Here is a 12,548-nt window from a genome sequence, read left to right as displayed (position 1 = left end):
GGCGCGCACGGCGGGTCAGTCGAGGACGGCGGTCGCCTCGACCTCGACCATCAGGTCGGGCTCGCCCAGCGCGGCGACACCGAGCAGCGTGATCGGCTTGACCGGGTCGATACCCAGTTTCGCCGCCGCCCGCGCCACGCCCTCGCCGAGCAGCGGGTATTTCTCCTCATTCCAGTCGACCACGTAGATGGTCAGCTTCGCGACGTCGTCGAACGAGCCGCCGATCTCGGTGAGCGCGATGGCCACATTGAGGTAGGCCTGCTCGACCTGCGCCGCGAAATCCCCCTCTCCCACTTTGTTGCCCTCGGCGTCTCGGGCCACCTGCCCGGCCAGGAACACCAGCCTGCTGCCCTGGGCGATCGAAAGCTGGCGGTACACCTCGGGTTTGGGCAACCCCTCGGGATTGACCAGCGTCACGGCCATGGCTACTCCTCCACGTCGTTCGGTTCCGCGGCTGCGGCCGACCAAACCATAACAATGCTATGTATTGTTGCGCCATGGCGCGCACCAAGAATCCGCACGTGCGGTCGATGCTGCTCGAGCGCGCCGCGCAGATGCTCCGCAGGCGGGAGCCGGTCACCTTGCGCGGGTTGGTGGCGGGCACGAGCGTGTCGACCATGGCCGTCTACACCTATTTCGACGGCATGGACGGCCTGTGGCGCGCGCTGCGGCAGGAGGGCTTCACCCGACTCTCGGCCACCCTCGCCGAGGTGGCCGAGACATCGGATCCGGTACGGGATCTCGCGGCGCTCGGCGCCGCCTATGTCGTGAACGCCCTGGAGAATCCCGACCTCTATCGCGTCATGTTCGACGCCGGCTTCGAACTGGAGGATTCGGCCGCCGCCGACGAGACGCTGCATCGCCTGGTGGTCGCCGTGGACCGCGCGAAAGACGTGGGCCGCCTCCGATCCGGCGTCGACTCGCTGGAGCTGGCCACCCAGAGCTGGACCATAGGCCACGGCCTCGCTTCGCTCGTCGCCACCGGCCCGCTCCCGCGCGCGACCCTGGCGAACGGCGTTCCCCTGCTGACCGCCCTGTTCGTCGCGGCCGGCGACGAGCGGACGCGCTGCCGCCGATCGGTGCGCGCGGGCTGGCGGCTCTGAGTCAGGACGCCGAGCGCTTCACCTCGTCGAAGAACGCGCGCATGCCGTCTCCGATGGCGGCCAGTTCTATATACGGCACGCCCTCGGAGGCGCCGTCGATGTAGGCGAAACGCATGTCCCCGCCCATGTCGCCGCTCTGCAACACCGGGAGGCCGTCGCGGGCAGCCGCGTCCACGGCGGCGTCGAAGTCGTCCGGCTCGAAGCACACGTGGTGCAGGCCGGGACCGCAGCGGGCGAGGAAGTCGGCGTAGATGCTCTCCCCGCGTACCGGTTCGATCAATTCGAGCTGCATGTCGTCGAGATACGACAGCGCGATGTGCGCGGTGAAATCGGCGGGACGGTCCCGGTAGGTGCACGTGCGCGGGCCGAATTCGACGCCGGGGATGCGTGTCCATTTCCGCACGCCGAAATGCGTGACGAAGAAGCGTTCCGCCTTCTCGATATCGGCGGTCACCCACGCGATCTGGGTGATCGGTCCCTCACTGAAACCCATACCGGGTCCTGTGTTCGATCGTCGGGTCGGCTCGTGAATACCTGTCGTTCATGAACCGACGTTAAGCGACTTCGCTTAATCCATCAATTCGAACGACTTAGATCGCCGGGATCCGGTCCGCCGGATTCGCTGCCGCGACGCTGGGTAACCGGCGAAGTACCGCTGCGGCACCATCGGCCAGCGCGAGAGGAGGACACGATGGAACGCGGAAACAGCAAGCACGGACCCAAGCGCGATGACGAACTCGTCCGCGAGCTACACGGCGCATTGCACGCCAGCCCGTCGAACCACGCCGACGAATGGCGCGATCCCGAACCGTCCGACGAGGACGTCCTGACCCCTCGCCCCAAACTCCCGCGCCCGGCCCCACCGGACAACCCGCAACCCTGACACATCCGCCGACCCGTCCACGCTTCGGCACGGCCGCACCAGAATCGGACTACATTGGTGGGTCTCACCCCGGTGCGATCGCGCGACGACCCGCTGCGGGCGATGATTCGACGCAGTCGCCCCCAGCGGGCACGGCCGAGGCGGAGCAGCGATGGACACGTTCGTTTTCGACAGCGAGGATCTCGCCGCGACCGAAGCCATGCTGAACGCGGCCTACACGAAGATGCGGATCGGCAGCAGTCAGGAGCGGACGCGCGCGCAGCTGGCCCGTGACGTGCTCGGCACGATCAGCGTCGACCAGCTGGAGCTGGGATTCGACATGGCCTACCGTGCCGATCCGCTCGGGCGCGTGTGCCTGTGCGACATGGAAAGCGGCGCCATCGAGGAAACCTTCGCCGACGGCGCGACCGACACCTTCGTGCCCGGCGACTTCGCGCTGATCGCGCCGCCGGACGAACCGTATTCCGGCGTGGTGCGCCGGGCGCGCTACCGGCTCACCATGTTCGACCCGAAACTGCTCGCCCAGGTGGCCGCGGCGATCCCCGGCCGCGGCGCCGAGCCGGTGCGCTTGCTGCACCATCGTCCGGTCTCGGACACCGCGGTCGCCCAATTGCGCCAGGTGATCCGGTGGCTGCACCAGCACGTCCTCACCGTGCCCGAGGCGCGGGAATCGCCGCTCATCGCTGCCTCGGCCGATCAGTGCCTAGCCGCGAGCGTGCTGCAAGCCTTCCCGAACAACGCGTCGCCGGATCCGACCATCGTCGATCGCAGGGATGCCCACCCGGACACCCTGCGCCGCGCCATCGCCTACATCGATGCGCACGCCACCGAGCCGATCACCGTGGCCGACATCGCGGCGGGCGCGCACGTGACGATCCGTGCCGTCCAGCTCGCCTTCCGCAGGCACCTGGACTCGACGCCCATGGCGTATCTGCGAATGGTGCGGTTGGCGGGCGCGCACGAGCAATTGCTCGCGGCCGCGCCCGGCAGCGGGCACACCGTCACGAGCGTCGCCGCCGACTGGGGTTTCGCGCATCCCGGCCGGTTCGCGAGCACCTACCGCCAGACCTACGGCGTCTCGCCGCAGACGACGTTGCACAACTGAGGGGTCACGCGCCGCCGTCCAGCATTGCCGCGATCTCGCGGCAGGCGCGCTCCACCGCGTCGTCCAGGTCTCCGTCGAGGACGTTCACCCGGTCGGCGTAGAGCGCGAGCACCGCGACCCGGCCGTTCGCTCCCGGCACCCTGCGGCAGTGCAGCGACCGCAGACCGAGCAGCCGCAACTGCGCACGGCACTCGCTCCAGCGGGTCTCGGCCTCCAGATCGGCGACGATCACGGCGGATTCCTCGTTCAGCGCCAGCCGATTCGGCGCGGACTCGCTGATGAGCTGCGCTTCTTCGGCCAGCTTCGCCCGCGGTGACGACCACGCCCTGACCCCGATCTCGCCACCCGAGCGGACGGTGAGCCCGGCGAGTACACCCGCGGGAAAGGCCTTGGCCAGTTCCCGGACAACCGCATGCAGATCCCGCACCGCCGCCGTGGGCTGCTCGACGGGCTGCGCGGCGGTGGGCTCGGACGCCCACAAGCTCGTCTCGAGCATGGCAACTCCTTCGCACGCCCGAGCGTTGGGCCGCGCGGGATCGACTGTCGGCGACCACCGCGCCGACGACGCGGCTCGACCACCGAAGTCAAGCCTGTCAATGCGTGATCGGAGCCCACAACACAGAGAACGAAGTCGCGGCGGGACGCTGTCCAGAAAACGAAGCGCATGCGCCCGGAGGGATTCAGCGCGGGCGACTCACGATCCGAGTGCTTCGTCCAAACTGACGTAGTAGCAGAACAGCGCGCGCACTCCGACCAGGTCGAGCACCCGGTCGATCTCGGCGTGACCCGACACCAGGCGCAGGTCGATGCCCTGTTCGGCGAGCTGTCGCTTGTACTCCCCCAACGCGAGGGCGGCGCGTATCCCGACGAAACGAGTGGCACGGAAGTCGACTACGACCGCGCTACAGCCACGCTCGGGAATGGCGTCGAGCGCGGCGCACAGTTCGGGAAGCCCGGCGAGATCCAGTTCGCCGTCCACCACCATCACCACGCAATTGCCGCGCATGGCCACCGAGCGTCCCCCAGGCCGCCGCTTGTCGCGCATGTGGTGGTGCGTTCGCCCGACGCCGGACCGCACAACGATTTTCGTCGACATCGCAGAACCTCCCAACGGGATGGTGTCCCACCTGTCGACCGAACGGCGCCGTCGAACGGCGTCACCTGGTCGGTGCGATTCGCCCGAGAACCGCGTGGAACTGTGCTCGTCTGAAGATCTCAGCCTGCGGCCGGTCCTGTCCTTCGATCCTCGGCGTCGCGCGATCGTAGCCACGATCCGCGGCCCCGGCCGCCCTCCTTTGTTGTGCTCCAAGCATAGGCCGGTAGCCGATCGACTTTCACCTGTTGCGGCGAAGGACCTGTCTACCTGCGCTTGCTCGCCGGGGCCGTTGCTGGAAACCCCCTGGGATCCCCCTGCGGTTCGGCTGCCAACCCGTCATGAACCCCCTTCTTCGTCATGGACCCCCTTCTTCGACGCTGCGTCACATCATCATCGGCATGCCGGGGAACATGTCGGTCCACAATCCGCGCAGCATCTCGATCAGCTGCCCGAACATGTCCATCATCACGGCGAACACCTCCTCTCCGGCGTCATCCTCCACCCGCTCCTCGCCTACCCGGATCGGTAACGGACATGCCTTCGGATGACATCCGGCTACCAGGGGGTTTCAGCCGTAGCGACGCACGAGTTCGCGCTTGAGAACCTTGTGACTCGGGCCGAGGGGCAACTGGTCGACGAACTCCACGCGGCGCGGATATTTGTGCTTGGCCAGGCGCTCGCGGCCGAAGGCGACGACCTCCTCCGCGGTCAGCGGTCCGCCTGCGACGACGACCGCGCAGATCTCCTCGCCGTAGGTCTCGTCGGGCAGGCCGATCACCGCGACCGCCTCGACCGCGGGGTGGTACAGCAGCGCCTCTTCCACCTCGCTGGGGTACACGTTGAAGCCGCCGCGAATGATCATGTCCTTGATCCGGTCGGCGATGGTCACGTACCCGTCGGCGTCCTTCACGCCGAGATCGCCGGTCCGGAACCAGCCCTGCACCACGGCGCGGGCGGTGGCGCCCGGGTTGCCGATGTATCCGTTGAACACGTTGTGCCCGCGGATCACGATCTCGCCGAGTTCTCCGCTGGGCAGCAGGACGATCTCGTCCGGCACTCCGGGGTCGGCGATCTCCACCTCCACGCCCCACACCGCGTGCCCGACGGTGCCCGCGCGCGGACCGAAGTCCGGCTGGTTCACCGCGGCGGTCGGCGAGGTCTCCGAGAGCCCGTATCCCTCCAGAATCCGGGTGCCGAACAGGTCGTGAAAGGTCTCCAGCACCGGCTGCGGCAGCGACGCACCGCCCGAGATGCACAAACGCAGGTGCGGCGCACCGAGTTTCGTGGCGGCGGTGATCAACCGGACGTACATCGTCGGCACGCCGTGAAAGGTGTTGACGCCCTCGGCGTGCATCAGCCGGATCGCCGCGTCGGGGTCGAAGCGGGGCTGCAACACCAGCGTCGCGCCCGCGCGCCAGGTGGAGTTCATGGAGACGGTCTGGCCGAAGATATGGAACAGCGGGAGCGCGCCGAGCGCCACATCGTCGCTCCGCACATCGTTCGCGTCGAAGGCGTTCACCGTCGCGTTCATGACCATGTTCAGATGGCTGAGCTCGGCGCCCTTCGGCTTGCCTGTGGTGCCGCTGGTGTAGAACACCACGGCCGGGTCGCCAGGTGCGCGCGAGACGAACGAGCCGATCGGTTCCGCCACAAGGGTATTCGGATCGTGACAGCCGATGCCCGCCGCGGCCGCCGCAACCTGCCCGACACCGGCGAACTGCTCGTGGCACACCAGCAGCGTCGCCCCGCTGTCGCGCAGCACGTGCGCGGTCTCGTCGGCCGTCAGGAGCAGATGCACCGGGATCACCACCGCGCCCGCGGCGAGGATGGCGTAGTAGGCGCGGGGGAACTCGGCGGTGTTGGGGCACATGAGCGCGACGCGATCGCCGGGGCGTACCCCGAGTTCGACAAGAGCGCCGGCCTGTTCGCGGGCCTGCGCCCACAATTCGGCGAATGTGATGCGCTGCGGGCCCTCGATCAACGCGATCCGGTCCGGGCGGCGGCGCGCCTGCTCGGCCAGAATGCTCGCCAACGACAGCGTGGCGTTCATGCCACCTCCAAAACTAACGATGCAAGTTTCTGCCACCGTAGAGCAGTGAAACTAGCGGTGCAAGTTTCTCTTTGGCGCGTTACTTCGGGGCGGCGTGCAGCTCGATCGCGACGAGCAACTCGACCAGATCGTGCACGCTGCGGACGTTGCGGCCGGTGAGTTCCTGGATCCGCCGCAGGCGGTACTTGGCGGTGTTGTGATGGATGCGCAGCGCGTCGGCGGCTTCGCGCAGGTTCATGTCGGCGGCGGCGAAGGCACGGATGGTGTCGGCCAGCATCCCGCCCCGCATCCGGTCCTCGGCCAGCGCGGCGGCGATCCGCGGATCCACCAGCTGACGGACGGTGTCGTCGGCGCGCAGCATGAGGTATCGGAACGGCGACAGATGCGGCAGGGCCAGCACGCCGCCGCCCTCGGGCAGCAGGTCCAGCGCGGAGCGGGCCTGCTGGTAGGCCCGCGGTAGCTGGGCGACCTCGGTGAACGCGGTGCTGATGCCGATGGCCAGGGTGATGCCCTCGGCGTGCAGTTTGTCGCGGGTCCGCCGCAACCGCGCGCACAGCTCGTCGGCGGCGCCGTCGCGACCGAGCGCGGGAATCGCGACGATCTCCGGCCCGCGCACCACAGACAGGGTGCGCAGCCCGTTGACCCCGGTGCGCGCCAGCGCGGCCGAGGCGATGTGCCTGGCCGCCGCTTCGGAATCACCCGGCTGCCCGCGATCCGCCGTCCGCAACACGACCGCCGTCACCGCCACCATGGCCGTGTTCCGCTCCGTGCCGAGGCCGTGCGCGTGCGCGGTGGCCAGCTGCGGACCCCGGTCGGGCAGGACGCCGTCCAGCAGGCACTCGACCAGCTCCCGGCTGTCGCGACCGGCCTCGGCGGAAAGGTACTGCTGGAATTCGAGGTAGGCGTTGGCCGCCTGGGTGCTGATCAAATCGCAGTAGCGGGTGAGCGGAACGACCATCGAGAGCGCGGCGTCGCGCCCGGCCTCCGAATCGCCCGCGTGCGCGACCAGCGATTTCCAGATCGCCTGCTGTCCGAGCCGGAACGCGGAGATGTAGTCGACCAGCGTCAGCCCCGACTGCGCCCGGCGCGCCGCGGCCCGCCTGGCGTAGGCGATGTCGGCGGCTGTGACGCGGCGCTTGTCCAGCAGCGCGCCGAGCCCGGTCCGGCACAGGCGGGTCAGCTGGTCGTGCACGTCGGCGTGGAAGGCGGTGTCGCGCGCCGCGTAGCCGGGGACCTGCGCCAGGATCGCGGACATGCCCGCGTCGGCGATGTCGTGCGCGTGCTCGAAGACGCTGCCGACGATCCGCGTGCGCTCGGCGTGGACCGGTGCGGAAACCCCGATCGAATGTGATCCAGCTGACATAACCCGGCATACTCCACGGCCCTCGTCGGGGGTGTCAACCGGCCCGAACGAGACATCCACCCCTGTCCACGCCGGACAAACCGGACGGCCGAGATTGGGCCTCCGCGTCCGATGTGCGCCCTGACCAGCGTCTTTACGCTGACCACGATCCACAGGCCAGTCTGCGAAGACTGCGCCGACCCGCTCGGAATTTTTCACCCACGTCTCGGACGCGGGTCGGAGGACGCATGCTCGAGATATCCCACCTGACCGTTCGCTTCGGCGGCATCACCGCCCTGCACGACGTCGGCTTCGCCGTGGCGCCGGGCGAGATGGTCGGCCTGATCGGTCCGAACGGCGCGGGCAAGACCACCTTGTTCAACTGCCTGACCAGGCGCTACCAGCCCACCGAAGGCGCCATGCGCTACCGGGGCGACGACCTGCTGACGGTCCGTCCCGACGCGCTGGCCGGGCTCGGCATCGCCCGCACCTTCCAGAACCTCGGCCTGTTCCCCCGCATGTCGGTCCGGGACAACGTCCTGGTCGGCGCCCACCACCGGGCCCGCGCCGGTTTCGTCTCCGCGAGCCTGCGCCTGCCGGGGGTGCGCCGGGAGGAGCGGCGGCTGCGCGCCGAGGTCGACGCCCTGCTGGAGCGCTTGGACCTCGCCGACGTCGCGGACCATCCGGCCGAAGGACTGCCGTTCGGCACGCTCAAGCGGATCGAACTGGCGCGCGCACTGGCCGTCGGACCGCGACTGCTGCTGCTGGACGAGCCGGTCAATGGACTCAGCCACGGCGAGGTCGACGTGTTCGCCGAACGCCTGCGCGCCCTGCGCGCCGAGTTCGACCTGACGGTGATCGTCGTCGAACACCACATGGGATTCGTGATGGGCACCTGCGACCGCGTGATCTGCCTGGAGTTCGGCAAGGTCATCGCCGAGGGCGAACCCGAAGCGGTGCAACGCGATCCGGCGGTCATCCGGGCCTACCTGGGGACGGCGGCATGAGCGACGAAGCGTTCCTCACCGTCACCGACCTGCGCGCGGGCTATGGCGCCGCCAAGGTGCTGCACGGGTTGAGCTTCTCGGTGGCCCGCGGCGAGGTCTGCGCGATCCTCGGTCCCAACGGCGCGGGCAAGACCACCTTGTTGCGCGCGCTGTGCGGGATGATCCGGGTCCGCGGGGCGGTCCGGCTCGACGATGCCGAGATCACCGGCCGCACCCCCGAGGCGATCGCGCGCCTCGGCGTCGCGCACGTGCCCGAGGGCCGCGGCACCTTCCTGCCGCTGACCGTTGAGGACAACCTGCGCCTCGGCGCCTATCAGCACCGCGACCGCGTCCGCACCGAGGCCGACCTGCGCCGGGTCTTCGACTTCTTCCCCATCCTGCGCGACAAGCTGCGCGAGACCGCGGGCGGACTGTCCGGCGGTCAGCAGCAAATGCTGGCGATCGGCAGGGCGCTCATGTCGCGGCCCCGGCTGCTGTTGCTGGACGAGCCATCGCTCGGCCTCTCGCCGCTGGTCACCCAGGAGCTTTTTCAGATCGTGCACACCATCAACGAAGAGGAGCGCACCACCGTGATCGTCGTCGAGCAGAACGCGCATCTCGCGCTCGGCACCGCGCACCGGGCGCACGTCCTGGAAACGGGCCGAATCGTCTTGTCCGGCACCGCGGCCCAGATCAAGGCCGACAAGCAGGTCGCCGAATCCTATCTCGGATATCGGGTGTGACCGTGGCCGGATTTCTGCAACAACTCATCGAAGGCCTCACGACCGGGGCGATCTACGCCGGACTCGCTCTCGCGCTCGTGCTCATCTATCGGTTCACCGGCATCGTCAATTTCGCACAGGGCGAGCTCGCCATGTTCTCGGCCTTCCTGGCCTGGCAGTTCGTCCAGAGCGGATTGCCGTTCTGGCTGGCGCTGCCCGCCACACTGGTGGTGTCGTTCCTCGGCGGCATGCTGATCGAACGCGTGATCATCCGGCCCGTCGAGGGCGCGCCGGAATTGACGCTGGTGATCGTCACCGTCGGCCTGTTCTTCTTCGTCAACGCCGCGGCGGGCTGGATCTGGTCCTATCAGGTCAAGTCCTTCCCGAACCCGTTCCCGGAGGGCGCTTTCCGCGCAGGCGGGGTCACCGCCGGGTACGGCAGCATCGGCGTGCTCGCGGTGGTCGCCGCGGTGATGGGGCTGCTGTACTTGCTGTTCCGCTACACCAAGATCGGCCTGGCGATGCGGGCGGTCGCCTGCAACCCGCAGTCGGCGCGCTTGGTCGGCATCAAAGTGGGCACGGTGCTCGCGCTGGGCTGGGGCCTGGCCGCACTGGTCGGCGCGGTGTCCGGCGTGCTGTCGGCGCCGCTGCTGTTCCTCGAGCCGAACATGATGGGCGGCGTGCTGATCTACGCCTTCGCGGCGGCGACGCTCGGCGGCTTCGACAGCCCGGGCGGCGCGGTGGCGGGCGGACTGATCGTCGGCGTCGCCGAAACCCTCACCGGCGCTTATCTCGACGTCATCGGCACCGAACTCAAGATCGGCGTGCCGCTGGTGATCATCCTCGGCGTCCTGCTGCTCCGGCCGCAGGGTCTCTTCGGTCACGCGGTGGTGGAACGGGTATGAGTGACATGGGAACTCAACACACTGCACTCGCGGCGGAGGAAGCGACTCCGACGCCCGAAGCCCCCTCGCGCACCGCGTCGCGGCGTCTTCCGTTGCCGCACTGGTCGTGGCTCGGGATCGGAGCACTGCTCCTGCTCGCCTGTCTCGCACCGTTCCAGCTGGTGCCGTTCCGCACCTTCCAGCTGGCGCTCGCGATGATCTACGCGGTCGCACTGCTCGGCTTGAACCTGCTGGTCGGGCACACCGGCCAGATCTCGCTGGGGCACGGCGCGTTCTTCGCCGTCGGCGCGTACACCAGCGCCGTGCTGCTCGACCGTTGGGACACACCGTATTTCGCGACGCTGCCGGTCGCGGCGGCGGTGGCCTTCGCGCTCGGCTTCGCCCTCGGCATCCCGGCGCTGCGGCTGCGCGGACTGTATCTGGCACTGGTCACCCTCGCGATCGCGATCTTCCTGGTGCCGCTGCTCAAGCGTTTCGAGTCGCTCACCGGCGGTTCCATGGGACTCACGCTGACCAAACCCGCGCCGCCCGCGTGGACCGAACTGGCCGAGGATCAGTGGCTGTACTTCCTGGCGCTGCTCGTCACCGTCGTCAGCTTCCTCCTGGTGGCCGGGTTGCTGCGGTCGCGGGTCGGCCGTGCGCTGCACGCGATCCGCGACAACGAGATCGCCGCCGAGGTGATGGGCGTGCGCTTGGCCTTCTACAAGACGCTCGCCTTCGCGTGTGGCGCCATGCTCGCCGGAGCGGCGGGCTGCGTCTACACCTGGGTGATCGGGTTCGTCTCGCCGGACTCCTTCGCCGTCGGGTTGTCCATCACGCTGCTGGCCGGACTGGTCGTCGGCGGGCTCGGCGGCCTGTGGGGACCGCTCCTCGGCGGGCTGTTCGTGATGTACGTCCCGAGCTTCGCCCAGGACCTGAACCAGGCCGCACCGGGAGTGATCTTCGGACTGCTGATCATCGCGGTCATGTACCTCGCGCCGAACGGATTGGCCGGACTCCTCGGCCGCACGGCGCGCTGGCTCGAACGTCTCGTTCGGAAAGGGAAGAACAATGCGTACTAAGGCAATCCGCGCCGCCGGCGTCGCGGTCGCCGTCCTACTCGCGGTCTCCGGCTGCGGCGGCCGCGGCGATACGGGCAGCACCGTCGGGCAGGGCGAGTGCAGCGGTCAGCAGACCACCGGCATCACCGACAGCAGCATCAAGCTGGGCGGGGTCTACCCACTGTCGGGACCCGCCTCGGCATACGGCGAACTGCCCAAGGGCGTCCGCGCCTACTTCGACTACCTGAATGCCGAACACGGCGGCATCGGCGGCCGCACCGTCGAGTACCTGGTTCGCGACGACGGCTACCAGCCGCCGAAGACCGTCGAGGAAACCCGGCGGCTGGTGGAGCAGGACCAGGTGTTCGCCGTCTTCCAGACGCTGGGCACCCCCACCTCCTCCGCGGTGTGGGACTACCTGAACCAGCGCACGGTGCCGCAGGTGTTCGTCGCGGGCGGTGCGACGAAGTGGGGTGCGGACGAGAAGCATCCGTGGACCATCGGCTGGCAGCCCAGCTACCGCGCCGAAGGCCGCGCCTTCGCGCAGTACGTCAGGCAGCAGCGCGCCGACGCGACGGTGGCGGTGCTCTACCAGAACGACGACTTCGGCAAAGATCTGCTGAACAGCTTCACCGAGGCCGTCGCGGGCAGCGGCGTCCGGGTGGTGGCCGAGCAGAGCTACGAAGTCACCGACCCGACCGTGGAACCGCAGGTGCGCAATTTGGCCAGCTCGAAAGCCGATGTGCTGCTGAACTTCTCCACACCGAAGTTCGCTTCGCAGGCGCTGGCCGCCGAGCGTCGCAACGCCGAGTGGAACCCGCTGCACATCCTGACCCAGGTCGCGAACACCGTCAGCACGCTGAAGCCGGTCGGCCTGGAGAACGCCCAGGGCGTGGTGTCGGCGGCGTTCACCAAGGACCCGTCCGACCCGCAGTGGGCCGGCGACCCCGCGATGCGCGGCTACCAGGAGAAGCTGGCCAAGTACGCGCCCGGCGCCGACCCGACCAACCAGTACACCCTGGTCGGCTGGTCGGCCGCCGAGAGCTTCCACAAGACGATGGAAGCCGCGAAATGCCCCACCCGCGAGGGACTTCGGGACGCCATGCGCTCGCTGAACGATGTCGGCATCGACCTGCTGCTGCCCGGCATCACGCTGAAGACCGGCGAAGGCGACGCCTTCCCGATGGAGTCCCTGCGCATCCAGAGGTTCGAGGGTGACCACTGGGTGCTGACCGGCGACGTCATCAACACCGGCAGGTAACACTCCCCCACTACGTGCCGCGGCGCACTCCGGCGTCGTCGGCAAGCACGAAGAA

Annotated in this window: 14 protein-coding genes; 8 read left to right on the top strand and 6 right to left on the bottom strand. The window is 68.8% G+C overall.

The genetic code is table 11. The features are described 5' to 3' along the window. Positions 1–15: 15 nt before the first annotated feature. Entirely contained in the window at positions 16–423 is a 408-nt protein-coding gene (locus ACRWNM_RS20515) for a RidA family protein (RefSeq protein ID WP_431969657.1), read from the bottom strand. A gap of 74 nt (positions 424–497) precedes the next feature. Here ACRWNM_RS20515 and ACRWNM_RS20510 point away from each other — a divergent pair, with 74 nt between their 5' ends. Further along, the gene (locus tag ACRWNM_RS20510) at positions 498–1,103 is read left to right on the top strand and encodes a TetR/AcrR family transcriptional regulator (RefSeq protein ID WP_431969656.1); all 606 of its coding nucleotides are present in this window, start codon (positions 498–500) and stop codon (positions 1,101–1,103) included. A gap of 1 nt (position 1,104) precedes the next feature. On the opposite strand, the gene ACRWNM_RS20505 is transcribed toward ACRWNM_RS20510, so the two are convergent. Next, positions 1,105–1,596 (bottom strand): VOC family protein, encoded by a 492-nt coding sequence (locus ACRWNM_RS20505; protein WP_431969655.1) that lies wholly within the window; start codon positions 1,594–1,596, stop codon positions 1,105–1,107. A 198-nt stretch (positions 1,597–1,794) separates the two neighbouring features. Here ACRWNM_RS20505 and ACRWNM_RS20500 point away from each other — a divergent pair, with 198 nt between their 5' ends. Together ACRWNM_RS20500 and ACRWNM_RS20495 are read left to right on the top strand one after the other, a co-directional pair. Continuing rightward, positions 1,795–1,986, top strand: coding sequence for a hypothetical protein (locus tag ACRWNM_RS20500; protein WP_431969654.1), 192 nt, complete (start codon positions 1,795–1,797; stop codon positions 1,984–1,986). 151 nt (positions 1,987–2,137) lie between these two features. Beyond that, entirely contained in the window at positions 2,138–3,091 is a 954-nt protein-coding gene (locus ACRWNM_RS20495) for an AraC family transcriptional regulator (protein WP_431969653.1), read from the top strand. A 4-nt stretch (positions 3,092–3,095) separates the two neighbouring features. Here the strand turns inward: ACRWNM_RS20495 and ACRWNM_RS20490 are convergent, their stop codons facing one another. The 4 genes from ACRWNM_RS20490 to ACRWNM_RS20475 all read right to left on the bottom strand — a co-directional run bounded on the left by ACRWNM_RS20490 (position 3,096) and on the right by ACRWNM_RS20475 (position 7,600). Beyond that, positions 3,096–3,587, bottom strand: a complete 492-nt coding sequence (locus tag ACRWNM_RS20490) for a hypothetical protein (RefSeq protein WP_431969652.1) — start codon at positions 3,585–3,587, stop codon at positions 3,096–3,098. 198 nt (positions 3,588–3,785) lie between these two features. Continuing rightward, on the bottom strand, positions 3,786–4,187 hold the full coding sequence (locus ACRWNM_RS20485) for an STAS domain-containing protein (RefSeq protein ID WP_431969651.1): 402 nt from the start codon (positions 4,185–4,187) through the stop codon (positions 3,786–3,788). Positions 4,188–4,755: 568 nt separating this feature from the next. Then, positions 4,756–6,273, bottom strand: a complete 1,518-nt coding sequence (locus ACRWNM_RS20480; RefSeq protein ID WP_431969650.1) for a long-chain-fatty-acid--CoA ligase — start codon at positions 6,271–6,273, stop codon at positions 4,756–4,758. Between the two features lie 43 nt (positions 6,274–6,316). Further along, complete coding sequence (locus ACRWNM_RS20475) at positions 6,317–7,600, bottom strand: PucR family transcriptional regulator (protein WP_431969649.1); 1,284 nt, start codon at positions 7,598–7,600, stop codon at positions 6,317–6,319. Positions 7,601–7,827: 227 nt separating this feature from the next. Here ACRWNM_RS20475 and ACRWNM_RS20470 point away from each other — a divergent pair, with 227 nt between their 5' ends. Genes ACRWNM_RS20470 through ACRWNM_RS20450 form a run of 5 tightly spaced genes read left to right on the top strand, consistent with a single transcriptional unit; the run spans position 7,828 to position 12,493 of the window. After that, positions 7,828–8,586 carry an ABC transporter ATP-binding protein gene (locus tag ACRWNM_RS20470; RefSeq protein ID WP_431969648.1) on the top strand — a complete coding sequence of 253 codons (759 nt, stop codon included), beginning with the start codon at positions 7,828–7,830 and terminating at the stop codon, positions 8,584–8,586. Then, positions 8,583–9,308 (top strand): ABC transporter ATP-binding protein, encoded by a 726-nt coding sequence (locus ACRWNM_RS20465; RefSeq protein ID WP_431969647.1) that lies wholly within the window; start codon positions 8,583–8,585, stop codon positions 9,306–9,308. The genes ACRWNM_RS20470 and ACRWNM_RS20465 overlap by 4 nt, the downstream gene beginning before the upstream one ends. Next, positions 9,305–10,192: a branched-chain amino acid ABC transporter permease gene (locus ACRWNM_RS20460; protein WP_431969646.1), complete on the top strand. Its 888-nt coding sequence runs from the start codon at positions 9,305–9,307 to the stop codon at positions 10,190–10,192. Before ACRWNM_RS20465 ends, ACRWNM_RS20460 begins: the two co-directional genes overlap by 4 nt. Before the next feature lie 5 nt (positions 10,193–10,197). After that, positions 10,198–11,253 carry a branched-chain amino acid ABC transporter permease gene (locus ACRWNM_RS20455; protein WP_431969645.1) on the top strand — a complete coding sequence of 352 codons (1,056 nt, stop codon included), beginning with the start codon at positions 10,198–10,200 and terminating at the stop codon, positions 11,251–11,253. After that, on the top strand, positions 11,243–12,493 hold the full coding sequence (locus ACRWNM_RS20450) for an ABC transporter substrate-binding protein (RefSeq protein WP_431969644.1): 1,251 nt from the start codon (positions 11,243–11,245) through the stop codon (positions 12,491–12,493). Before ACRWNM_RS20455 ends, ACRWNM_RS20450 begins: the two co-directional genes overlap by 11 nt. Positions 12,494–12,548: the final 55 nt, after the last annotated feature.

Source organism: Nocardia sp. bgisy134, from assembly GCF_965341865.1.
Taxonomy (GTDB): domain Bacteria; phylum Actinomycetota; class Actinomycetes; order Mycobacteriales; family Mycobacteriaceae; genus Nocardia.
Note: the sequence above shows the minus strand (reverse complement) of the source record. Positions and strands in the feature narration are given on the sequence as shown.